The 18,267-nt window shown below is 56.5% G+C and carries 20 protein-coding genes; 7 read left to right on the plus strand and 13 right to left on the minus strand.

Translation table 11 applies throughout. The features are described from left to right. Window positions 1–78: 78 nt before the first annotated feature. Window positions 79–549, minus strand: a complete 471-nt coding sequence (locus F8562_RS05545; RefSeq protein ID WP_014838594.1) for a helix-turn-helix domain-containing protein — start codon at window positions 547–549, stop codon at window positions 79–81. A gap of 117 nt (window positions 550–666) precedes the next feature. Then, on the minus strand, window positions 667–1,860 hold the full coding sequence (gene ydeE / locus F8562_RS05550) for an efflux MFS transporter YdeE (protein ID WP_094909308.1): 1,194 nt from the start codon (window positions 1,858–1,860) through the stop codon (window positions 667–669). Window positions 1,861–2,052: 192 nt separating this feature from the next. Here ydeE and eamA point away from each other — a divergent pair, with 192 nt between their 5' ends. Then, on the plus strand, window positions 2,053–2,952 hold the full coding sequence (gene eamA, locus F8562_RS05555; RefSeq protein WP_042934357.1) for an O-acetylserine/cysteine exporter: 900 nt from the start codon (window positions 2,053–2,055) through the stop codon (window positions 2,950–2,952). A gap of 32 nt (window positions 2,953–2,984) precedes the next feature. On the opposite strand, the gene marB is transcribed toward eamA, so the two are convergent. From marB to marR, 3 genes are read right to left on the minus strand one after another with little or no spacing between them, the layout of a single operon-like run. Beyond that, complete coding sequence (gene marB / locus F8562_RS05560; protein ID WP_004851184.1) at window positions 2,985–3,203, minus strand: multiple antibiotic resistance protein MarB; 219 nt, start codon at window positions 3,201–3,203, stop codon at window positions 2,985–2,987. Between the two features lie 30 nt (window positions 3,204–3,233). Continuing rightward, window positions 3,234–3,614 (minus strand): MDR efflux pump AcrAB transcriptional activator MarA, encoded by a 381-nt coding sequence (gene marA / locus F8562_RS05565; protein ID WP_004102351.1) that lies wholly within the window; start codon window positions 3,612–3,614, stop codon window positions 3,234–3,236. A 17-nt stretch (window positions 3,615–3,631) separates the two neighbouring features. Beyond that, on the minus strand, window positions 3,632–4,066 hold the full coding sequence (marR, locus tag F8562_RS05570; protein WP_004102349.1) for a multiple antibiotic resistance transcriptional regulator MarR: 435 nt from the start codon (window positions 4,064–4,066) through the stop codon (window positions 3,632–3,634). Window positions 4,067–4,327: 261 nt separating this feature from the next. Here marR and F8562_RS05575 point away from each other — a divergent pair, with 261 nt between their 5' ends. After that, a complete protein-coding gene (locus F8562_RS05575; RefSeq protein WP_004119839.1) occupies window positions 4,328–4,996 on the plus strand; it encodes a MarC family NAAT transporter in 669 nt (222 codons plus the stop codon). 76 nt (window positions 4,997–5,072) lie between these two features. Here the strand turns inward: F8562_RS05575 and F8562_RS05580 are convergent, their stop codons facing one another. Continuing rightward, a complete protein-coding gene (locus tag F8562_RS05580; protein ID WP_014838591.1) occupies window positions 5,073–6,272 on the minus strand; it encodes a sugar transporter in 1,200 nt (399 codons plus the stop codon). 205 nt (window positions 6,273–6,477) lie between these two features. Between F8562_RS05580 and F8562_RS05585 the strand changes: the two genes are divergently transcribed. Both F8562_RS05585 and F8562_RS05590 read left to right on the plus strand, forming a co-directional pair. Next, window positions 6,478–7,269 carry a PhzF family phenazine biosynthesis protein gene (locus F8562_RS05585; protein WP_025105753.1) on the plus strand — a complete coding sequence of 264 codons (792 nt, stop codon included), beginning with the start codon at window positions 6,478–6,480 and terminating at the stop codon, window positions 7,267–7,269. Window positions 7,270–7,278: 9 nt separating this feature from the next. Next, window positions 7,279–8,085: a PhzF family phenazine biosynthesis protein gene (locus F8562_RS05590; protein ID WP_014838589.1), complete on the plus strand. Its 807-nt coding sequence runs from the start codon at window positions 7,279–7,281 to the stop codon at window positions 8,083–8,085. A 134-nt stretch (window positions 8,086–8,219) separates the two neighbouring features. On the opposite strand, the gene F8562_RS05595 is transcribed toward F8562_RS05590, so the two are convergent. From F8562_RS05595 to F8562_RS05620, 6 genes are all read right to left on the minus strand, one after another. After that, the gene (locus F8562_RS05595) at window positions 8,220–9,500 is read right to left on the minus strand and encodes an SLC13 family permease (protein WP_014838588.1); all 1,281 of its coding nucleotides are present in this window, start codon (window positions 9,498–9,500) and stop codon (window positions 8,220–8,222) included. Window positions 9,501–9,519: 19 nt separating this feature from the next. After that, complete coding sequence (locus F8562_RS05600) at window positions 9,520–9,990, minus strand: YhcH/YjgK/YiaL family protein (protein ID WP_014838587.1); 471 nt, start codon at window positions 9,988–9,990, stop codon at window positions 9,520–9,522. Further along, a complete protein-coding gene (locus tag F8562_RS05605; protein ID WP_014838586.1) occupies window positions 9,987–11,159 on the minus strand; it encodes a sialidase family protein in 1,173 nt (390 codons plus the stop codon). The genes F8562_RS05600 and F8562_RS05605 overlap by 4 nt, the downstream gene beginning before the upstream one ends. Window positions 11,160–11,188: 29 nt before the next feature. Further along, window positions 11,189–11,950 carry a TerC family protein gene (locus F8562_RS05610; RefSeq protein WP_014838585.1) on the minus strand — a complete coding sequence of 254 codons (762 nt, stop codon included), beginning with the start codon at window positions 11,948–11,950 and terminating at the stop codon, window positions 11,189–11,191. A gap of 111 nt (window positions 11,951–12,061) precedes the next feature. Continuing rightward, a complete protein-coding gene (locus F8562_RS05615; RefSeq protein WP_014838584.1) occupies window positions 12,062–12,946 on the minus strand; it encodes a dihydrodipicolinate synthase family protein in 885 nt (294 codons plus the stop codon). A gap of 18 nt (window positions 12,947–12,964) precedes the next feature. After that, window positions 12,965–14,110: an iron-containing alcohol dehydrogenase gene (locus tag F8562_RS05620; RefSeq protein WP_014838583.1), complete on the minus strand. Its 1,146-nt coding sequence runs from the start codon at window positions 14,108–14,110 to the stop codon at window positions 12,965–12,967. 177 nt (window positions 14,111–14,287) lie between these two features. On the opposite strand from F8562_RS05620, the gene dtnK reads away from it, so the two are divergent. Genes dtnK through F8562_RS05635 form a run of 3 tightly spaced genes read left to right on the plus strand, consistent with a single transcriptional unit; the run spans window position 14,288 to window position 17,268 of the window. Next, a complete protein-coding gene (dtnK, locus tag F8562_RS05625; protein ID WP_151891892.1) occupies window positions 14,288–15,526 on the plus strand; it encodes a D-threonate kinase in 1,239 nt (412 codons plus the stop codon). Continuing rightward, entirely contained in the window at window positions 15,519–16,505 is a 987-nt protein-coding gene (locus F8562_RS05630; protein ID WP_014838581.1) for a D-threonate 4-phosphate dehydrogenase, read from the plus strand. Before dtnK ends, F8562_RS05630 begins: the two co-directional genes overlap by 8 nt. A gap of 1 nt (window position 16,506) precedes the next feature. Beyond that, on the plus strand, window positions 16,507–17,268 hold the full coding sequence (locus tag F8562_RS05635) for a DeoR/GlpR family DNA-binding transcription regulator (RefSeq protein WP_014838580.1): 762 nt from the start codon (window positions 16,507–16,509) through the stop codon (window positions 17,266–17,268). A gap of 13 nt (window positions 17,269–17,281) precedes the next feature. Here F8562_RS05635 and F8562_RS05640 read toward each other — a convergent pair whose 3' ends face one another. After that, window positions 17,282–18,226 (minus strand): L-lactate dehydrogenase, encoded by a 945-nt coding sequence (locus F8562_RS05640; RefSeq protein ID WP_014229489.1) that lies wholly within the window; start codon window positions 18,224–18,226, stop codon window positions 17,282–17,284. Window positions 18,227–18,267: the final 41 nt, after the last annotated feature.

Consider the following 18,267-nt stretch of genomic DNA (forward strand, 5'->3'; position numbering starts at 1 on the left):
GCTACCGCTCGCAGACGGCGATGGACCCGTAGCCCGGGCAAGGCGCTTGCGCCGCCCCCGGGAAAAGCGCGCAGAGGGCTATTTGCGCAGCAGCCGCTGCAGGCGCGCCTGACGCCAGCGATTGATCCATTCGCCAAAAACAAACAGGCGCAACCCTTTAACCGCCAGCAGCGCTCCCCAGACGATCGCCACCCATGCGGACCAGTAGCTCTCTGCGCCGCTCAGCCAGTTCAGCAGCGCCAGCAGAACGCAAACGACGACGGCCACCGTCAATGAACGGTAAAAACGGCTCTCGCGTTCGACGCGCGCTTTGGCTTCCTCAATACGTAAATCCAGCGACGCTTCGTGGCCCGCCGGCGATTCGCCGCTAATCTCGGCGACGTTAACTTCAAATACCGCCGCAAGCGCGCTGAGCGTCTCGAGGCCGGGACGGTCGCCGTTCTCGATGCGCTGAATGGTGCGCACGCTGACGCCGGCCAGTTCGGCAAGCTGCTCCTGCGACCAGGCGCGCTGCAAACGTAATTGTTTAACCTGATGACTACTGTTCATTGTTTCTATCTCCGGGTGAAAACCTGAGATGGAGTATCATCGAGCGGGCTGTCGGGCACCACGATCGAAACCCGACAGGGACGCGACAGCAACCTGACAGCCGCACGGCGCCCGGCATCAGGCGCGGGCGACCGCGCTACCGTTCCACGGACGAACGTTCATGCCGCGGAAAATCATCAGCCATGCGGCGATAATCGCCAGCATCAATATCACAAACAGCGACCAGTGCGGCAGATGGGTCAGAATCGTTCCGGTCAGCATCGGGTTAAACGCCGCCCCCAGCCAGCCCAGCGACTGGGCGGAAAAGTAGCTGGCTTTCATGCCCGGCGGCGCAATGTTATCGATCAGCATATATTCCCCCGGCGCGTAGATAACCTCTCCGAGCGTAAAAATGGCGGCGGAGACGCCCCACAGCAGCAGGCTGTTATCGGAAATAACAAAACCGCCCAGCCCGAGCACAAAACAGACCGTTCCAAAGGTCATCAGCGGGCGAATATTGCGGGCGGTAAGGCGACGACCAACCGCATACTGCAGCGCCACCACCACGGCCGCGTTAACCGGCAGTACCACCGCAACCACTTTTTCGGCAAAATCGCTGTCCGCTACCACCAGCACATACTGGGAAATGCAGGAAGCGAAAGAGCCGCCGACAAAGGAGGCCAGCAGGCCGGAAAGGGTAAACCACAGCAGAGCGCGATCGCGCAGCAGCACCGACGGCGACCACTGGACCGCGTTATCCTGAGCAATCGCGGCGCTGGTGCGCTGCACAAACAGCTGAATAAATACCAGCGGAAGGGCGGCGCAGCCGGCCGCCAGCCAGAACGGCAGGTTAATACTGTGCATGACCAGCAGAGTGCCGATAGGCGGCCCAACGGTCCAGCCAATATTGAGAAAGATGTAATTAAGGGAAAAAATCTGCGCCTTCTTTTCCGGCGACAGCACGTCGGCAAACCACGCTTTCAGCACGGTAGAGAAGACGGAGTAAGCGCAGTTAATCAGCGCGAAGAAAAACACCACCAGCGCGACGCTATTGACCAGAGGAATAGCGATAAAGCCGCCAATAAACGCCAGCACGGCGAGCGTCATATAGCGCTTTTTGTCGAACTTATCGGCGAGAATGCCAAAACCCATGCTGAACAGCACCCCGACGATCAGCGCGCTCGACAGCGCGTAGCCGATTTTATCCACCTCCAGCTGGTACTGGCGGGTGAGGTAGATCGTCATAAAAGGTAACGTTGCGCCGCGGCCAATGGTTAACAGCAACGACGAAGCCAGCAGCGCTGCGGTTGAGCGCCTGAGAGTCGGTATCATTTTTTCCTTGCCTGATGTGATGTTATTTTTGTTGTCACGATCACAAATAGCACGCTAACCGGGGCTTGTATAGTTCCCGGGGGGGATGAAAAGCACGCCAGCGCCCTACCGAAAATAATGATCTATGCGGCGGACGAATTATTCGGTAGTTTGATTTTGTTCGCAAAAATTCCAATAACAACCGAGGCGGGTATGACGCGTAAAGACGGGCTGCTGGCATTGCTGGTGGTGGTGGTATGGGGGCTGAATTTCGTGGTGATCAAGGTGGGGCTGCATAATATGCCGCCGCTGATGCTCGCCGGACTGCGCTTTTTGCTGGTGGCTTTCCCGGCGCTGCTCTTCGTCGCGCGGCCAAAAATTCCGCTGAGCCTGCTGCTGGGCTACGGCCTGACGATTAGCTTCGGTCAGTTTGCGTTTTTGTTCTGCGCGATTAGCCTCGGCATGCCTGCCGGACTGGCATCGCTGGTGCTGCAGGCGCAGGCCTTTTTCACCATCATTCTCGGGGCGTTTATTTTCGGCGAACGTTTACAGGGGAAACAGCTGGCGGGGATCGCGCTGGCGATTTTCGGCGTACTGGTGCTGGTCGAAGCCAGCCTCGGCGGCCAGCATGTCCCGCTGGTGGGCTTTATGCTGACGCTGGCCGCGGCGCTGAGCTGGGCCTGCGGTAATATCTTCAACAAGAAAATTATGTCGCATTCGAGCCGGCCGCCGATTATGTCTTTGGTGGTGTGGAGCGCGCTGATCCCGGTGCTGCCGTTTATGCTGGCGTCGTGGATCCTCGACGGCCCGCAGGTCATGGCGGAAAGCCTGCTGCATATCGACCTGCTGACGATCCTGTCGCTGCTCTATCTGGCGTTTATTGCCACTATCGTCGGCTATGGTATTTGGGGGGCGCTGCTCGGCCGCTATGAAACCTGGCGCGTGGCGCCGCTGTCGCTGCTGGTGCCGGTGGTCGGGATGGCCAGCGCGGCCTTATTGCTCGGCGAGACGCTGAATAGCCTGCAGCTGCTGGGCGCGGTACTGATTATGGCCGGGCTGTATATCAACGTATTTGGCCTGCGGATCGTGCGTCCGGGCATGGCGCGGGGGTAAAAAAAAGCCCCGGTCACGGGGCTAAAGGGATTTTACAGGCTTTGCTGGTTGTAATAGGGCACGCCAAGTTCATCTGATTTATCACTGCCAGAGGCCATGTGATTGAAATCAAAAGGCGAATCATTATGTTCGGAAGGAATAATCATCGCATCCCGGTTGTTGTGGCGAACCGGGGTGCTGGTTTGCTCCGCATAACTTTGGCTCGAGACCAGCGCCAATAGCACGATGGCGGCGGAAGCGAATAGTTTCATGATTTCCTCAATACGTCTTTTTGCAGGCGGTTAACAACAGTTATTTAATGGGAGCAGGTAGCGCGACTCGCCCGGCACGTTGGTAATACGATACTGGTGCGGCGGAACATCGAAATAGTTCTTAAAAGTTCGCGTCAGCGTTTGCTGCGATTCAAAACCATAGCGTTCGGCCAGGTATAAGATAGGCTCGTTGCTCTGCTTCAGCTTCTGCGCGATCTCGGTCAGCTTACGGCTGCGGATATACTGTCCCAGCGAGTGACCGGTCTCTTTCTTGAACATTCTTTGCAGGTGCCACTTGGAGTAACCTGAGCGCTCTGAAACCTTCTCCAGCGACAGGGGCGATTCCAGGTTATCCTCGATCCACGACAAAATACTATGGATAGTGATGGCGTCGTTATTGCGTCTGGACATCATCTTACCTCTTCTTATTACGACAGAACTTTTTTGAGTAAACACTCAAGAGTGGCCACTTCATCCGTCGACAGATTTTTTGTTAGTTCCTGGTGCAATTTCTGACCCACAACCTGATGACATTGCTCACAAAGGGCTGCGCCGTCTGGCGTTAACTGTACCAGCACGCCACGCTTGTCAGTCGGGTTGGGTAACCGTTCAATCCAGCCTTTACAGACCAGGCGGTCGAGCATGCGCGTCATTGCGCCTGGGTCGACCGAAAGCACGGTTTTCAGCTCAACGGGGGTAATACACACTTCGCAACGAATGGAACAGAGCACCCGGAACTGGGTGGAAGTAATATCCATCGGCGAGAGATAGTCGTTGAGCAGGCGATCTTTTTTCTGGTTAACCATCTGGATCAAGCGGCCAAGAGGGATCATTTCGTTAAACAGGTCGCTTGTACTTTTCACAATGGTTGCCCAGGCAATGACTTAGTTGCGGGAGATATTATTGCCTAGGCAAATATAAGTCAACCTGATGAATTACCCGATGCCACGATTTGCTAAAACGAATTGTTGTGAGGCAGGTCACTCTATTTCACGTTGTTATCTTATGATTTGAAGGAAGGGTGAATGCATCCTGAGGAGAACGGGTACAATCTGGCAACAGACGATATACTCAGCACGCGTCATTTTTTTGATAATCCAATATTGACAGGACCTTAATTCACTATGATGGATCTTTTTAAAGCGATAGGCCTGGGACTGGTAGTGATTCTACCGCTGGCGAACCCGCTGACTACCGTGGCGCTGTTCCTTGGCCTGGCCGGGAATATGAACAACGCCGAGCGTAACCGTCAGTCGCTGATGGCCTCGGTTTATGTGTTCGCCATCCTGATGGTCGCCTGGTATGCCGGCCAGGTGGTGATGAACACCTTCGGAATATCGATTCCCGGTCTGCGTATTGCCGGCGGCCTGATCGTCGCCTTTATCGGCTTCCGCATGCTCTTTCCCCAGCAAAAAGCCCATGACTCGATGGAAGCTAAGCTGAAATCGGAAGAGCTCGAGGATGAACCGACGGCGAATATCGCCTTCGTTCCGCTGGCGATGCCAAGCACCGCAGGGCCGGGGACAATCGCGATGATTATCAGCTCAGCGTCTACGGTAAAGCACGGGGCGAGCTTCCCGGACTGGGTTGTTCTGGTCGCGCCGCCGATTATTTTTGCCCTGGTCGGGATTATCCTGTGGGGCTGTCTCCGCAGCTCCGGGGCAATCATGCGTCTGGTCGGGAAGGGCGGCATTGAGGCGATTTCCCGCCTGATGGGCTTCCTGCTGGTCTGTATGGGCGTGCAGTTTATTATTAACGGCGTGCTGGAGATTATTTCCACTTATCACGCCTGACGGTCATCGCCGTCCTGATACCAGACGTAAAAAAACCTGCCGATCTCACGACCGGCAGGTTTTTTTAGCAGCACGATCAGGAGTGATGCGGCTGCTGATCTTCCAGCGACACCGGCCAGCGGCGGAAAATCATCACCGCCCACACTAACGCGACGACCGCAGGGATCGCCCCGACATAGCCAATGGACGCCATTGACAGATGGGTACTGACCTGGCTGCCCACCAGCGCGCCCGCGCCGATGCCGATATTAAAGATCCCCGAAAATAACGACATCGCCACGTCGGTCGCGTCCGGCGCCAGCGCCAGCACTTTGACCTGCATACCGAGACCGATAATCATGATCGCCACGCCCCAGAAGACGCTCAGCAGCATCAGGTGGTTGGCGTTGTGCGAGGCGGGCAGCAGCAGCAGCAGGCACGCCAGCAGCAGGCCAATCGCCGCGTTAATTAACCCGGACGCATGCAGGTTGCCGAGCTTACCAAAGAGGATGCTGCCGACGATGCCCGCGCCGCCCAGGGTCAACAGCAGCACGGTAGCGAAGTTGCCGCTCAGGCCGGCGACCGTCTGAACGAACGGTTCAATGTAGCTGTAGGCGGTATAGTGCGCGGTCACCACAATCACCGTCAGCAAATAGATGCTCAGCAGCGCAGGGCGACGGAACAGCACCGGCAGGCTTTTCAGCGACCCTGAGTGCTCGCTCGGCAGCTTAGGCAGCAGCTTGATCAGGCAAACCATGGTAATCAGCGCGCCGAGGCCGATGACCAGGAACGTGGTGCGCCAGCCAAAGTATTGCCCGACGATACGGCCAATCGGGATACCGAAGACCATTGCCAGCGCGGTACCGGTGGCAATCAGGCTCAGCGCCTGCGCGCGTTTACCCGCAGGCGCCATTCGTATAGCCAGCGCCGAGGTGATTGACCAGAACACCGCGTGGGCAAAGGCGATACCGATACGGCTGATCACCAGCACGTTGAAGTTCCAGGCCAGGAATGACAGCACGTGGCTGGCGATAAACAGGATAAACAGGCCAACCAGCAGGCGACGGCGCTCCATCTTGCTGGTCAGCAGCATAAAGGGCAGCGACATCAGGGCGACAACCCAGGCGTAGATCGTCAGCATAATCCCAACCTGCGCCGTTTCCATGCCAAAGCTGTCGGCGATATCCGACAGCAGGCCCACGGGCGCAAATTCGGTGGTATTAAAGATAAATGCCGCAATCGCAAGCGTGACTACGCGCAGCCACGCGACCTTGCGTGAAACCGTATTTGTCATCATAAGTTCAGGGCTGGTTACAAAGAGGAAAGAAGTGGGACGATCTTAAAACGATTGCTGCTGAAAATACAACCATTTTGTGATCTACATCTCATTTTCGCTTCAGCCAGATTTTCGGCACTAACGGATTAATTTTTCTATTAAACGTGTGGATTTCTCACGTTTATGTCATGTTATCGATAAGTAAAAAAAATAGAGGGACAGAACAATGCAGGAAATTAGCTTTTATCTGGTGGATGCCTTCAGCGATCGGAGCTTTGGCGGCAACGCGGCGGCCGTTTGCCCGCTGACCGAATGGCTGCCGGACGAAACGCTGTTGAAAATGGCGCAGCAGCACAATCAGTCGGAGACCGCGTTTTTTGTGCGTACGGATGAGGGGTATGAGCTGCGTTGGTTTACCACGCTGGATGAGATCAACCTCTGCGGCCACGCGACCCTGGCGGCCTCGCACGTCATTTTTGAATATTTTGACCACCCCTCATCGACAATCGTATTTAGTACCCGCTTTGTCGGCGAGCTTCGCGTCACGCGCAGCGGCGACTGGCTGACCCTGGATTTCCCGGCCTGGGCGACGACCGCCGTTGAGCAGCCGCCTGCGGAGCTGCTGGCCGGGCTGGGGCTGAGCGACGCGGTGGAAGTCCGCGTGGCGCGTGATTACCTGGTGGTTTTAGCCGACCGCCAGCAGGTGGAGGCGGTGCGTCCGGATATGCAGCTGCTTGAGCGCCTCGGCAAAATGATCTGTATCAGCGCCCCGGACGAAGAGTATGACTTTGTCAGCCGTTTCTTCTGTCCGGGCGAGGCGGTGGCGGAAGACCCGGTCACCGGCTCGGCGCACAGTATGCTGATTCCCTACTGGGGCGAGAAGCTCGGTAAAACGGACATGCAGGCGCGGCAGGTGTCGGCCCGCGGCGGCGACCTGCGCTGCCAGTGGCGGGGCGACCGGGTTCTGATCGGCGGTCAGGCGACCACCTACTTAATCGGCACGATTACGCTTCGTTAAGGAGGGACGGTGACGGAAATTCCTTTTTATCTGGTGGCGGCGTTCAGCGACCAGCCTTTCGCCGGCAACCCGGCTGCGGTATGCCTGCTTAAAAAGTGGCTGCCGGATGAGCTGCTGCACAAAATGGCGCAGCAGCACAACCAGTCGGAAACCGCGTTTGTGGTACCTGAGAGCGATGGTTTTGCGCTGCGCTGGTTTACCACCCGCAATGAGGTCAATCTCTGCGGCCACGCCACGCTTGCCAGCGCGCACGTGATATTTCATCACCTGGATTATCCTGACGCGGTCATTCACTTCGCGACCGCTTCCGGTCGGCTGACCGTGAGCCGCGAGGGCGACTGGCTGACCCTGGACTTCCCGGCGGGAGAAACGGAAGAGCGCGAGCCGCCCGCGGAGATGCTCTCCGCGCTGGGGATTGAGCGCTACCTGCATGCCCGCAAGGGGCGCGCATGGCTTATCGAACTGGCCTCCCGTGAGCAGGTCGAAGCCCTGCGGCCGAATATTGCTGCGATGACGCCCGGCGAACATAAAGTGACCGTGACCGCCGCGGGCAGCGGGGAATATGACTTCGTTAGCCGCTTTTTCTCACCCGGTGAAGCGGTGTGGGAAGATCCGGTAACCGGTTCGGCGCATACTATGCTGATCCCCTACTGGAGCGCAAAGCGGGGTAAAACTCAGCTGCTGGCGCGTCAGGTTTCCGCGCGCGGCGGCGATATGCGCTGCGAGCTGAAAGGAAAACGCGTATTGATGAGCGGCCAGGCGGTGACCTATTTAAATGGCGTAATAACGCTACGTGAAATAACGTCAGACGAGTAAGCAAAATAAAAAGGGATCGGCAATAAACCCGCCGATCCATTAACCATCCCCGCGTTTTGGGCAAAAGTCGCCTGCGTACTCGACCAAAAGCCAGAGCCACTATCGGGTCACACCAGAACGGACTGAAGAGAGAATTACATCGGGAAGATCGCAATCGCGCCGACGCACAATGCCAGAATACGAATTAAGTACATCGGCACCGAGAATATCCAGAATTCCGGTAATTTATATTTTCCCATTCCCAGAATCATCGCCGGCATACCGTCAATCGGCATATAGCCGCCGTTCCAGCCTGAAATGACTACCGCAATCGCGGCTGCGGTAGGGTTGAGGCCGAGGCTGGTACAGGCGGCGATCGCGATCGGTGCGAAGATATACACCGAGCCCATGTTCGACCCGGTAAAGGTTGAGCAGGTACTGGTCAGTAGCGCAAAGATAAAAATAAACACGAACGGCGATACGTTTGCGCCGAGCACGCCCGCTACCGCATCGCCGACCATTGCCGTGAAGCCCGTGCCTGCCAGCGCATCGGCGACGCCGATAACTCCTGCCATCATCAGGATAACCGGCGCGCCCATATGATCGCGCACCTCTTTGAAGTCGACGACGTTAATCATCATCACGAAGGCGGCGGCGAGACCCGGTACGACATAGGCGATATTGCCTAACTGGTTCATCAGCATCATCCCCACGACGCTGAACGCAAAGGCTCCGACGGTGCAGTACTCTTTCCAGGCGGGCAGCGCAACGGCTTCCTCTTCGCGTACCGCTATCGCCTCCTCGGAGGCATCGGCAATCGGGTGATCGGGTAAAAAACGATACGCAACCAGGCACCAGGCCAAAAAGGCCAGCGACATCACCAGATTGACCAGAGCAAATTTCACCATCGAAATCTCCTCGTTGAAACCGGCGGTTTGCAGCACTGTGGCGGTGACGCCAAACAGCAGCGCCACGTTAACCGGGAATAGCGGGTGGTTGGTGGCGAATCCCAGCGGCATCATCAGCTTTGAGGTCGGCAGCTTCTTGCTGTAGGGGATGGTCGAAACCAGCGACAGAATCAATACGTAGTAGCCGGTTGAACCGGTACCCGCCAGGCTGGCACCAATCATGACAATCACCAGCAGCAGCGCGTAGCTTTTATAGCTGCCTTTATTTACCAGGTTTACCATCGCCGATTTTACGTTGCCTATCAGCCGCGTCTTTTGCAGCGCCGCCATCACCACCATAAACCCGGCGATCATAATGACGCTTGAGTTAACAAACCCGGCAAAGGCCTGCTGAACGTTGGAGAGCCCTGTCACAACCAATAGCAGACAGGCGAGCAGCGGCGGTGCGCCAAACGCCATTTTGTCTGACATAATAAGAACTATCATTAGCACCAGAATGCCCAGCGCCAGAATCATTTCCATTGTCATTGTTATTTCTCCTTCTTATTTACCCTTTCAGCATGTCGCTCGGTACTTTAAAAACGGCTTTGCGTACCATTGCCGGTACGTCTACCGCGCACAGCGCCTGATGGGGTTCGCCGGGCAGAAATATCGCGAAATCACCGGCATGCAGGGTGATGGATACCGGCAGCGGGCAATCGCGGGCGATAAACAGATCCGGTTTGCGCTCTTCATCACCATCCTGCGCGACGCAGAGCATTCCGGCGTTAATCACCTCGCAGCCCGCCAGCATCACCTGAATATCGGCCCACTGATGGTGATATTCGGTGTGCCGCCGGGCGGTCGGCTGGGTATGCGCTTCGCCGATAGTGCAATACCAGCGACAGTTTTCCGGCTGCCAGCGACCGTCCTGCCTGCCGCTCAGCGCCGCTAGCGTGGCTTGCGGAAGGGAGAGGATCTGCCGCAGCGCCGGGGGAAGCCCTGCCAGCGGCAGGGCGTTAAGGTTGCCGACGATCATCGTGCGGACTCCTTCACCCACTCGGGCGAAACGTGCACGTATTTAATCGCCTGGCGGAACCAGGTGTAGGCAATGTGCAGCGTGCCGTCAGCCCCTTGTTTAATGCTCGGGTAGGAGAACTCACGATTGCGCTTATCCAGCGAGTTGTTGGTCATGCAGTAGCCGTCGCCCTCATCAAGATTGCGCTGCCATGGCCAAGTTTTACCGCCGTCGGCGGAGATGGCCACGGTCATCGGCGCGCGCGGCGCTCCCCAGAAGGCCGAACGCCCGCTGATCACTTCCGGCTCTTTACGGCTGTTATCGCCATCGTCGATTTCGTCGTAAAGCGATGCCCGGCGTTCCAGCGCGCCGGCGGCGCTCATGTGGTTAAAGACCAGAGCCAGTTCGCCGCTGGTGAGGGTGGTCACCTGAATAGATGAGTTGTTATTGGGCAGTTCAGTTGGTTCCGGCACTGACCAGCTTTCGCCGTTATCCACGGACTGGCTGTAGTAGATATTGTCGGCCCAACGGCTGCGGAACAGCGCAACCAGCGTGCCGTTCGATAGCGCGGTGATGTTCATATGCACGCAGCCCAGGCTTTGCGGGACTTCGACGTCGCGCCAGGTTTTGCCGCAATCGGAGGAGATTTTGACGGCGCTGATATCGTCGTTACCAACCCATTTTTCACCCGGCTGAGTGCGGCAGTAGAAGACCGGTAGCAGCCAGTTGCCGTTGTTGAGGACGGTGATCGGCTGGCGAATAAAGGTGCCGGGCTTATCGAGCAGGGTGGCAATTGCGCCCCAGGTTTGACCCAGATCTGTTGACTGGCGATAGCGCACGATGGCGGTATCCTGGTTACCGGAGACCTGTGCGGTCCACAGTAGCCACAGTACATTATCCGGCGCCAGAAACAGCACCGGATTTTGCTCGGAGCGGCTGGCGTCATCAGACAATTTGACCGCTTCGCTCCACTGGCGACTCCCGGGCAGCAGACGCGATCCCCAAACGGAGATATCGGCAACGCCTTCCTGGGTGCCGCCGAACCAGACGCACATCAGGGAGCCGTCCGGCAGTGGCAGCAGGTTTGCTGCATGGTTTTGCGGGCAGGATGACGGTAGCATCGCGGTTTCGACACCCGCGTCTTGTTCATGCTGTTTAATGATTCCATCACGAATTGCGGTTACAGACATATTTATACTCCGTTATTTTGAGTAGGGTTTTATTTATTTAGCGGTAATGAGTCGTAAGCTTCTTCTGAATCCGAAGCTTTAATGATTTTTTTATTACGAATAATATTGAGCGTTTCCACTGCTAGCGAAAAGAAAATGGCAAAATAGAGGTAACCTTTTGCAATGTGTATCTCCAGACTATCAGCGACCAGTAATATCCCCACCAGCAACAGAAAGGTTAAAGCGAGCATCTTCATCGTCGGCGTGTTATTGACAAAATCGCCGATGGTTTTTGCCGCGAACATCATAATGCCAACAGCAATAATGACAGCCGTAATCATAATGAAGATATGTTGTGACAAACCGACTGCAGTAATAACTGAATCCAGACTAAAGACAATATCCAGTAGCATGATCTGGACGACCGCGCCTGCCAGTGAAAGCTGACGCTGGCCGCCGCTGTGCAACTCTTCTTCCAGCTGGAGTTCACCGCGTATCTCCTGCAGTGATTTGTAAATAAGGAAACAACCACCGACAAATAAAATAATGGTGCGTACCGATATAACAAAATGCGCAATAGTAAACAGCGGCACCGTTATATGCGCCAGCCAGGCAATAGATACCAGCAATAGCACGCGCATAATCATTGCGCCGCTTAATCCCAACTTACGCGCAACATTTTGCTGATGCGGTGGAAGCTTGGCCACCACCAGCGAGAGAAAGATAATATTATCGACCCCGAGAATAATCTCCAGAAAGGTGAGCGTTACCAGCGTCAACCATATTTCAGGGTCAAGCATCCATATGAACATTGAAACATCCCTTACGCTACGTAAGACGTTATATAAAGAATATTAAATATTGCCGGCACTGTTTTTTGTGTAAACCAGTACCGGAAATTTAATTAAATATTTACGCTATCCTCAGGAAATATATTTGGCAATAATGTGATTAATTTCTTCACACTGCGCCGAGGTGAAGCTCACCGCATAGCGGCTGTCGCCAACATCGTGGCCCATCAGCTGCAGCGCCTTTTTTACCGCCGCCGGCGAGAACGCAACTTTATAAAGATCGGTGCGCAGACCGGTGACGCTCTCCTGAGCCTGGCGGGAGCCATCAATATTGCCCGCTTTAAAATTTGCCCAGATGGCGTTGATCTCTTTCGGTGCAACGTTTGCCAGCCCGGAAATGCAGGCGGAGCAGCCATCAACAAAACCCTGGTGTATCAGCGAATCCGGGCCGTTCAGCACGTTAAAATCGGCGATATCCCGTACCGCATCAAGGAAACCCTTCAGGCTTTCGTAGCTGCCGGCGCTGTCTTTAACGCCGATAATGTTCGGATGCTGCGCCAGCGCGCGCGCGGTTTGCGGTTCAATGGTGTTGCCAGTGCGCGCCGGGATGTTGTAGAGAAATACCGGTACGCTGAGGGCGTCAGCAATGGTGGTATAGTGGGCGATCAGCTCATCCTGTTTTAGCGGTACAAACCAGGGGGTAATCACGGAGACCGCGTCAACGCCCAGTTGTTCGATCTGTTTACCCAGGCGGATCGTTTCGCGAGTCGACACTTCGCCGATATGCGCCACCACCGGCGCCCGACCGGCAACTTCTTCTACGCAAGCTTTAGCGACGGCGACTTTTTCCGCTTCATTCAGCACAAAGAATTCGCCGTTGGTACCGCCGCAAAAAATGCCGTTACCCGCGGCGAGCTGGCGCTGCACCTGCTGCTTTAGCGGCGGGATATTCACGGCTCCCTCTGCGGTAAAAGGCGTGACAATGGCGGTCAGAACGCCGGTAATTGAATTGCTCATTTCATCTCTTCCCTGGTGTTATTGTGCTGGGAACAGGGTGCGGTAAACCGCCTCAACCTGGTCCTGGTTAACGCTGCATGGCGCATTATTCAGTAAACGTTTGACGTTCAGCGCCGCTTCGCTCAGTTCGCTGATGCTCTCTGACGGTACGCCCAGCGCGGCAAGGTTATCGGGCAGCTGCAGGCGTTTCACCAGCGCGGCAAGCCAGTCGACAAGCGCATGAGATTTTTCTTCTTCGCTGAGCGTCAGATCGGCTTCAGGGAGCAGATCCCAAACCTGAGCAAATTTTGCCACCGCGTGCGGACGCACCACCTTCATACAAGGCGCCAGCAAAATGGCGTTAGCCACGCCGTGAGGCAGGTGATATTTGCCGCCTAACGGATAAGAAAGGGCATGAACAAGATGGGTGCCCGCATGGTTAATGGCCACCCCGCCATAATAAGAGGCCCACAGCATCTCCAGCTTTGCCGCCAGATTCTGCGGCTCGTTCATCGACAGCTCAATGTTGCGCACCAGCTTATGCAGGCCAATCAGCGCTGCGTTATCGCTAACCGGATTAGCAACGGTCGAGGTAAAGCACTCAATCAGATGGCACAGCGCGTCAATGCCGGTAGAGGAGGCGATATGCGCAGGCATGCTGGTGGTCAATTCCGGCAGCAGGGCAACGTAGTCCGGCAGCAGAACCGGGGAGATAATGCCCACCTTCGTATTCTGTTCCGGGATCGCCAGGATCGCGTTTGGCGTGGCTTCAGAACCGGTGCCGGCGGTGGCGGGAATTAATAACGAGGTCACTTTTTGCTGCGGCTTTTCGCCCGCCAGCAGCGCGTCCAACCCCGGCGAGCCGGGATGCAGCAGAACCGAGAGCAGCTTGGCCACATCCAGAACGCTGCCGCCGCCAATCCCGACGATAAGCGCCGGCTGGTTACCGCTGACGAGGCGCAGAATTTGCCTCATATCATGCTGGCTCGGCTCTGCGGGCACGGAATCGACGATCTGAACCTGACGCCCTTCATCTTCCAGAAGCGTACGGATCTGCCGTGCGGCATCGAGTTTGCCAACGTTGGCATCGGTGACCAGCAAAATGCGCTGTTTTCCGATCAGCAGCGGTAGTAGGGCGGTAAACGCGCCCGCGCCGCTAATCAGGGTGCTGTTAATGGTTGCCACTTCTTTTCTCCTGTCTTATTAATGATTAAACTTAATCATTTATTGTTCGGGTCACTCACATTGTGGGATGAATTTATAATTTATACTGAGATTTAATAACTTGAGGTTGCTCACATTTAATCAATCATGATTAAATATAATCATTGTCGATTTGGAATAGCTTGAAAAGGGAAAATGATGGGCAGCGGTGATAACAAAGTGCTGGTTCTGGCTGATGACTTTACCGGCGCAAATGATGCGGGAGTCAGCCTGGCGGAAACGGGGATGCGGGCGGAAGTGGCGTTTACCGCCTGCTACCAGGGGGAGGCGCAAGCGCTGATCCTCAATAGCGACAGCCGCGCGCAGCCCGCCTCAGAGGCGGCAAGTCACATCACGCATCTTTTGCAGGCGGTGTTGCCGTATTTTCATCCTCGCTGGACGGTGAAAAAAATCGACTCCACGCTGCGCGGCAATCTCGGCGCCGAGCTGGAGGCGACGATGCGCGCGCTAAATTGCGCCGTAGCGGTTCTGGCACCTGCCTTTCCAGCGGCTGGCCGCGTGACACGCAGGGGGCAGTGCTATGTACACGGTTTGCCAGTGAATGAAACCGAGTTCGCGACAGACCCGAAAACGCCGGTCGGCAGTGCGGATATCGCCACGGTGGTCGCCCAACAAAGCGATTTACTCTGCCACGGGACGACGGTCTCCGGGCTGGCGACTGAGCTGGGGAAAGCGGTTGAGACACCAAGAGTGCTGATCGTGGATGCTGAAGATAATCAGCAACTAGATACCATTATCGCCAGGGTAGCCATGTGCGAGCAGCGGGTGCTGCTGGTGGGGTCTGCAGGGCTGTGCGATGCCCTGGCGCGTCGGCTGGCTGCTATGCCGCACGGCCCGCTGCTGGCGATTGTTGGCTCAATGAGCGAAATCGCGCAACAGCAGGTTGCACGTCTTAATGAACATCCGCGCGTCCGGCGGGTAGACATTGATGTGGCTATGGCCTTTGGCGGCGATGCCGCCCTTGATGCCCGGCGTATCGTGGCGGTATTGAGCGAAAACCATCATTGCGTTGTCACCACCCGTCCCGACAGCGTGGCGCGGAAGGGGGTTGAAGCCTTGTGTCGTCGGCATGGGGTCGATCGCACCGCCCTTGGCGAGCGCATCTGCGCATACCTGGCGCGAGTCAGCGCGCTGGCCATCGCGCAGAGCCAGCCGGGAGCGCTCTATTTATCCGGCGGCGACGTGGCGATCGCCGTGGCGCAGGCGCTGGGCGCCAGCGGATTTCATATTACAGGCCGGGTGGCGCAATGCGTGCCATTCGGCAATTTTCTGGGTAGTAGCTGGCAGCGGCCGGTAATGACCAAGGCTGGCGGATTCGGAACGGAAACCACCCTGCTGGAGGTCGTGAACTTTATTGAGGAGAAAATGAGTGACTAACATCATTGCGGTAACGATGGGAGACCCGGCAGGCATTGGCCCGGAAATTATTATCAAATCGCTGGTTGAGGGGAAACTCAACGGCGCGCCGGTCGTGGTGGTGGGCTGTGCGCAGACGCTGCGGCGGATCCTGGCGATGGGGATAACCCCGCCCGCAGAACTGCGTATCATTGATAATCCGGGACAGGCGCAGTTCAGCGCGGGCACGATTAACGTTATCGACGAACCGCTGGCCGATCCGCAAGGACTACGCGCAGGGGAAGTGCAGGCGCAGGCGGGAGATTTAGCTTACCGCTGCATCAAGCGGGCGACCGCGCTGGCGATGGCGGGTGAGGTGTTTGCGATCGCTACCGCGCCGCTAAATAAAGAAGCGCTGCATCTGGCCGGGCACAACTTCCCGGGGCATACCGAAATGCTCGCCCATCTGACGCAAACCAAAGATTTTGCGATGGTGCTGTATACCGATAAGCTCAAAGTGATCCATATCTCTACCCATGTGGCGCTGCGTAAATTCCTTGATAATCTGAACCAGCCGCGAGTTGAAACAGTGATCGGTATAGCCGATAGCTTCCTGCGCCGGGTGGGGTTCAGTAACCCGCGTATTGCCGTCGCCGGAGTGAATCCTCACGCCGGAGAAAACGGTCTGTTTGGCGATGAAGAGATCCGCATCGTGGGGCCGGCCGTTGAAGCGATGAAGGCCAGAGGGCTCAACGTGACCGGGCCATGCCCGCCGGACACGGTGTTTATGCAGTGCCACGAAGGACAGTTTGATATGGTGGTCGCGATGTATCACGATCAGGGGCATATTCCGCTAAAATTGCTTGGGTTTTATGATGGGGTAAATATTACCGCCGGACTGCCGTTTATCCGCACTTCCGCAGACCATGGCACGGCGTTTGATATTGCCTGGACAGGTAAAGCTAAGTCTGACAGCATGGCTACCTCTATTGAGCTCGCCATGCAAATTGCACAGGAATAACATGAAGGGATATAACCGGTTAGAGCAGATTATGGATTTTCTAAAGGGTCATAATCTGGTGACAGTAGACCAGCTGGTGGCGGCGACTAACGCCTCGCCCGCGACGATACGCCGCGACCTTATTAAACTCGATCAGGAGGGCGTTATCAGCCGTGCGCATGGCGGTGTCACGCTCAATCGGTTTATTCCTTCACAGCCCACCACGCAGGAGAAGTCCCAGCGTAGTCTGCGTGAAAAATACGCCATCGCCAGCGCGGCGGCGGCGTTAGTCAAGGCCGGGGACGCCATCGTCCTCGATGCCGGAACGACGATGATTGAACTTGCCCGGCAGATAACCCATCTGCCGCTGCGGGTAATCACCAGCGATCTGCGTATCGCCCTGTTCCTGTCCGAGTTTAAGCAAATTGAAGTCACGATCATCGGAGGACGCATCGACGACAGCAGCCAGTCCTGTATCGGCGATCATGGACGCCGCCTGCTGCAAAATATCTGGCCCGATCTGGCCTTCGTCAGCTGTAACGGCTGGGATCTGGAAAAGGGCGTGACCTCGCCAACGGAAGAGAAAGCGGCGCTGAAGCGGGATTTAATCGCTAACGCCAGGAGGCGCATTCTGCTGGCGGACAGCTCAAAATACGGCGCCTGGTCGCTGTTTAACATCACGCATCTCGACTCACTCACCGATATCATCACTGATAACCATCTGCCGGAAGAGACGCGTGAAGTCCTGGCGCATATCCATCCCCGACTGGTCATTACCGACTAGCCGGCAAGGCGGATCACGGTAGACGGGCGATATTGGCTTTAATCACTTCGATAGAGTGGCGGAATTTCTCCGCTTCATCATCGGCCAGCTGCAGCTCAATAATCTGCTGCACGCCGCTTTGCGTCAGCACCGCGGGAACGCCAGCCGCCGCGCCGGTTACGCCATATTCCCCGTCAAGAATGCACGACACCGCCAGCGCGCGATGGCTGCCGGTGAAAATATTGCGGCAGATTTCGGCGATGGTTCCGGCGACGCCGTACTCCGTGCAGCCTTTGCCGGCGTAAATCTCAAACCCCAGCTTGCGCACCTTTTCGGCAATCAGCTCCCGGTCGAGAGCCTGGCCGGTATGTTTTTGGTAAACATCGGCGATGGCGGAGCCGTAAACCGCCGAGTGTGACCACACCGGAAACTGGGTATCGCCATGCTCGCCAAGAATAAAGGCGTCGATGCTTTGCGCGCCGATATCCAGCGCCTGGGCCAGTACCCGGCGTAAGCGCGTCGTGTCCAGCCAGACGCCGGTACCCAGCACCTGACCACGCGGCAGGCCCGAAAGCTGCCACACCTGCCAGGTGATGATGTCGCAGGGGTTGGTGGCAACCAAAAAGATGCCGTTGAAGCCGCCGCGCATCATCTGCGGGACGATGCTTTTGACGATTTTTGCCGTGTTGGTCAGTTCGTCCAGCCGGGTTTGACCCGGCTTGAGCGCGCCGCCGGAAACGGTGATGACCGCGATATCGACATCGGCGCAGTCGCTGGCTTCCCGGGTGGAAATGGTCATCATGCCCGGCATGTAGGCGGCCGCGTCGCTCAGGTCCTGAGCGTGCGCTTCGGCGCGAGAGGTATTGAGATCGACAAGGATCAGTTCCTCGCAAATATTCTGGTTTAACAGGGCGTAGGCCGCTGAGGCGCCGACGTTTCCGGCCCCGATAATCATCACCTTGCGCGCTTTGGTATTCATCGTATTTTCCTGATAAAAGACGTTATGTCGCAAAATTACTG

This window comes from Klebsiella sp. RCJ4 (assembly GCF_009025755.1).
GTDB lineage: Bacteria > Pseudomonadota > Gammaproteobacteria > Enterobacterales > Enterobacteriaceae > Klebsiella > Klebsiella michiganensis.

Excerpts from the sequence above, each read along its gene's own strand:
- F8562_RS05545 (WP_014838594.1), bottom strand. The coding sequence starts at position 549 with ATGAACAGTAGTCATCAGGTTAAACAATTACGTTTGCAGCGCGCCTGG.
- ydeE (WP_094909308.1), bottom strand. The coding sequence starts at position 1,860 with ATGATACCGACTCTCAGGCGCTCAACCGCAGCGCTGCTGGCTTCGTCG.
- eamA (WP_042934357.1), top strand. The coding sequence starts at position 2,053 with ATGACGCGTAAAGACGGGCTGCTGGCATTGCTGGTGGTGGTGGTATGG.
- marB (WP_004851184.1), bottom strand. The coding sequence starts at position 3,203 with ATGAAACTATTCGCTTCCGCCGCCATCGTGCTATTGGCGCTGGTCTCG.
- marA (WP_004102351.1), bottom strand. The coding sequence starts at position 3,614 with ATGTCCAGACGCAATAACGACGCCATCACTATCCATAGTATTTTGTCG.
- F8562_RS05575 (WP_004119839.1), top strand. The coding sequence starts at position 4,328 with ATGATGGATCTTTTTAAAGCGATAGGCCTGGGACTGGTAGTGATTCTA.
- F8562_RS05580 (WP_014838591.1), bottom strand. The coding sequence starts at position 6,272 with ATGATGACAAATACGGTTTCACGCAAGGTCGCGTGGCTGCGCGTAGTC.
- F8562_RS05585 (WP_025105753.1), top strand. The coding sequence starts at position 6,478 with ATGCAGGAAATTAGCTTTTATCTGGTGGATGCCTTCAGCGATCGGAGC.
- F8562_RS05595 (WP_014838588.1), bottom strand. The coding sequence starts at position 9,500 with ATGACAATGGAAATGATTCTGGCGCTGGGCATTCTGGTGCTAATGATA.
- F8562_RS05600 (WP_014838587.1), bottom strand. The coding sequence starts at position 9,990 with ATGATCGTCGGCAACCTTAACGCCCTGCCGCTGGCAGGGCTTCCCCCG.
- F8562_RS05605 (WP_014838586.1), bottom strand. The coding sequence starts at position 11,159 with ATGTCTGTAACCGCAATTCGTGATGGAATCATTAAACAGCATGAACAA.
- F8562_RS05610 (WP_014838585.1), bottom strand. The coding sequence starts at position 11,950 with ATGTTCATATGGATGCTTGACCCTGAAATATGGTTGACGCTGGTAACG.
- F8562_RS05615 (WP_014838584.1), bottom strand. The coding sequence starts at position 12,946 with ATGAGCAATTCAATTACCGGCGTTCTGACCGCCATTGTCACGCCTTTT.
- dtnK (WP_151891892.1), top strand. The coding sequence starts at position 14,288 with ATGGGCAGCGGTGATAACAAAGTGCTGGTTCTGGCTGATGACTTTACC.
- F8562_RS05635 (WP_014838580.1), top strand. The coding sequence starts at position 16,507 with ATGAAGGGATATAACCGGTTAGAGCAGATTATGGATTTTCTAAAGGGT.
- F8562_RS05640 (WP_014229489.1), bottom strand. The coding sequence starts at position 18,226 with ATGAATACCAAAGCGCGCAAGGTGATGATTATCGGGGCCGGAAACGTC.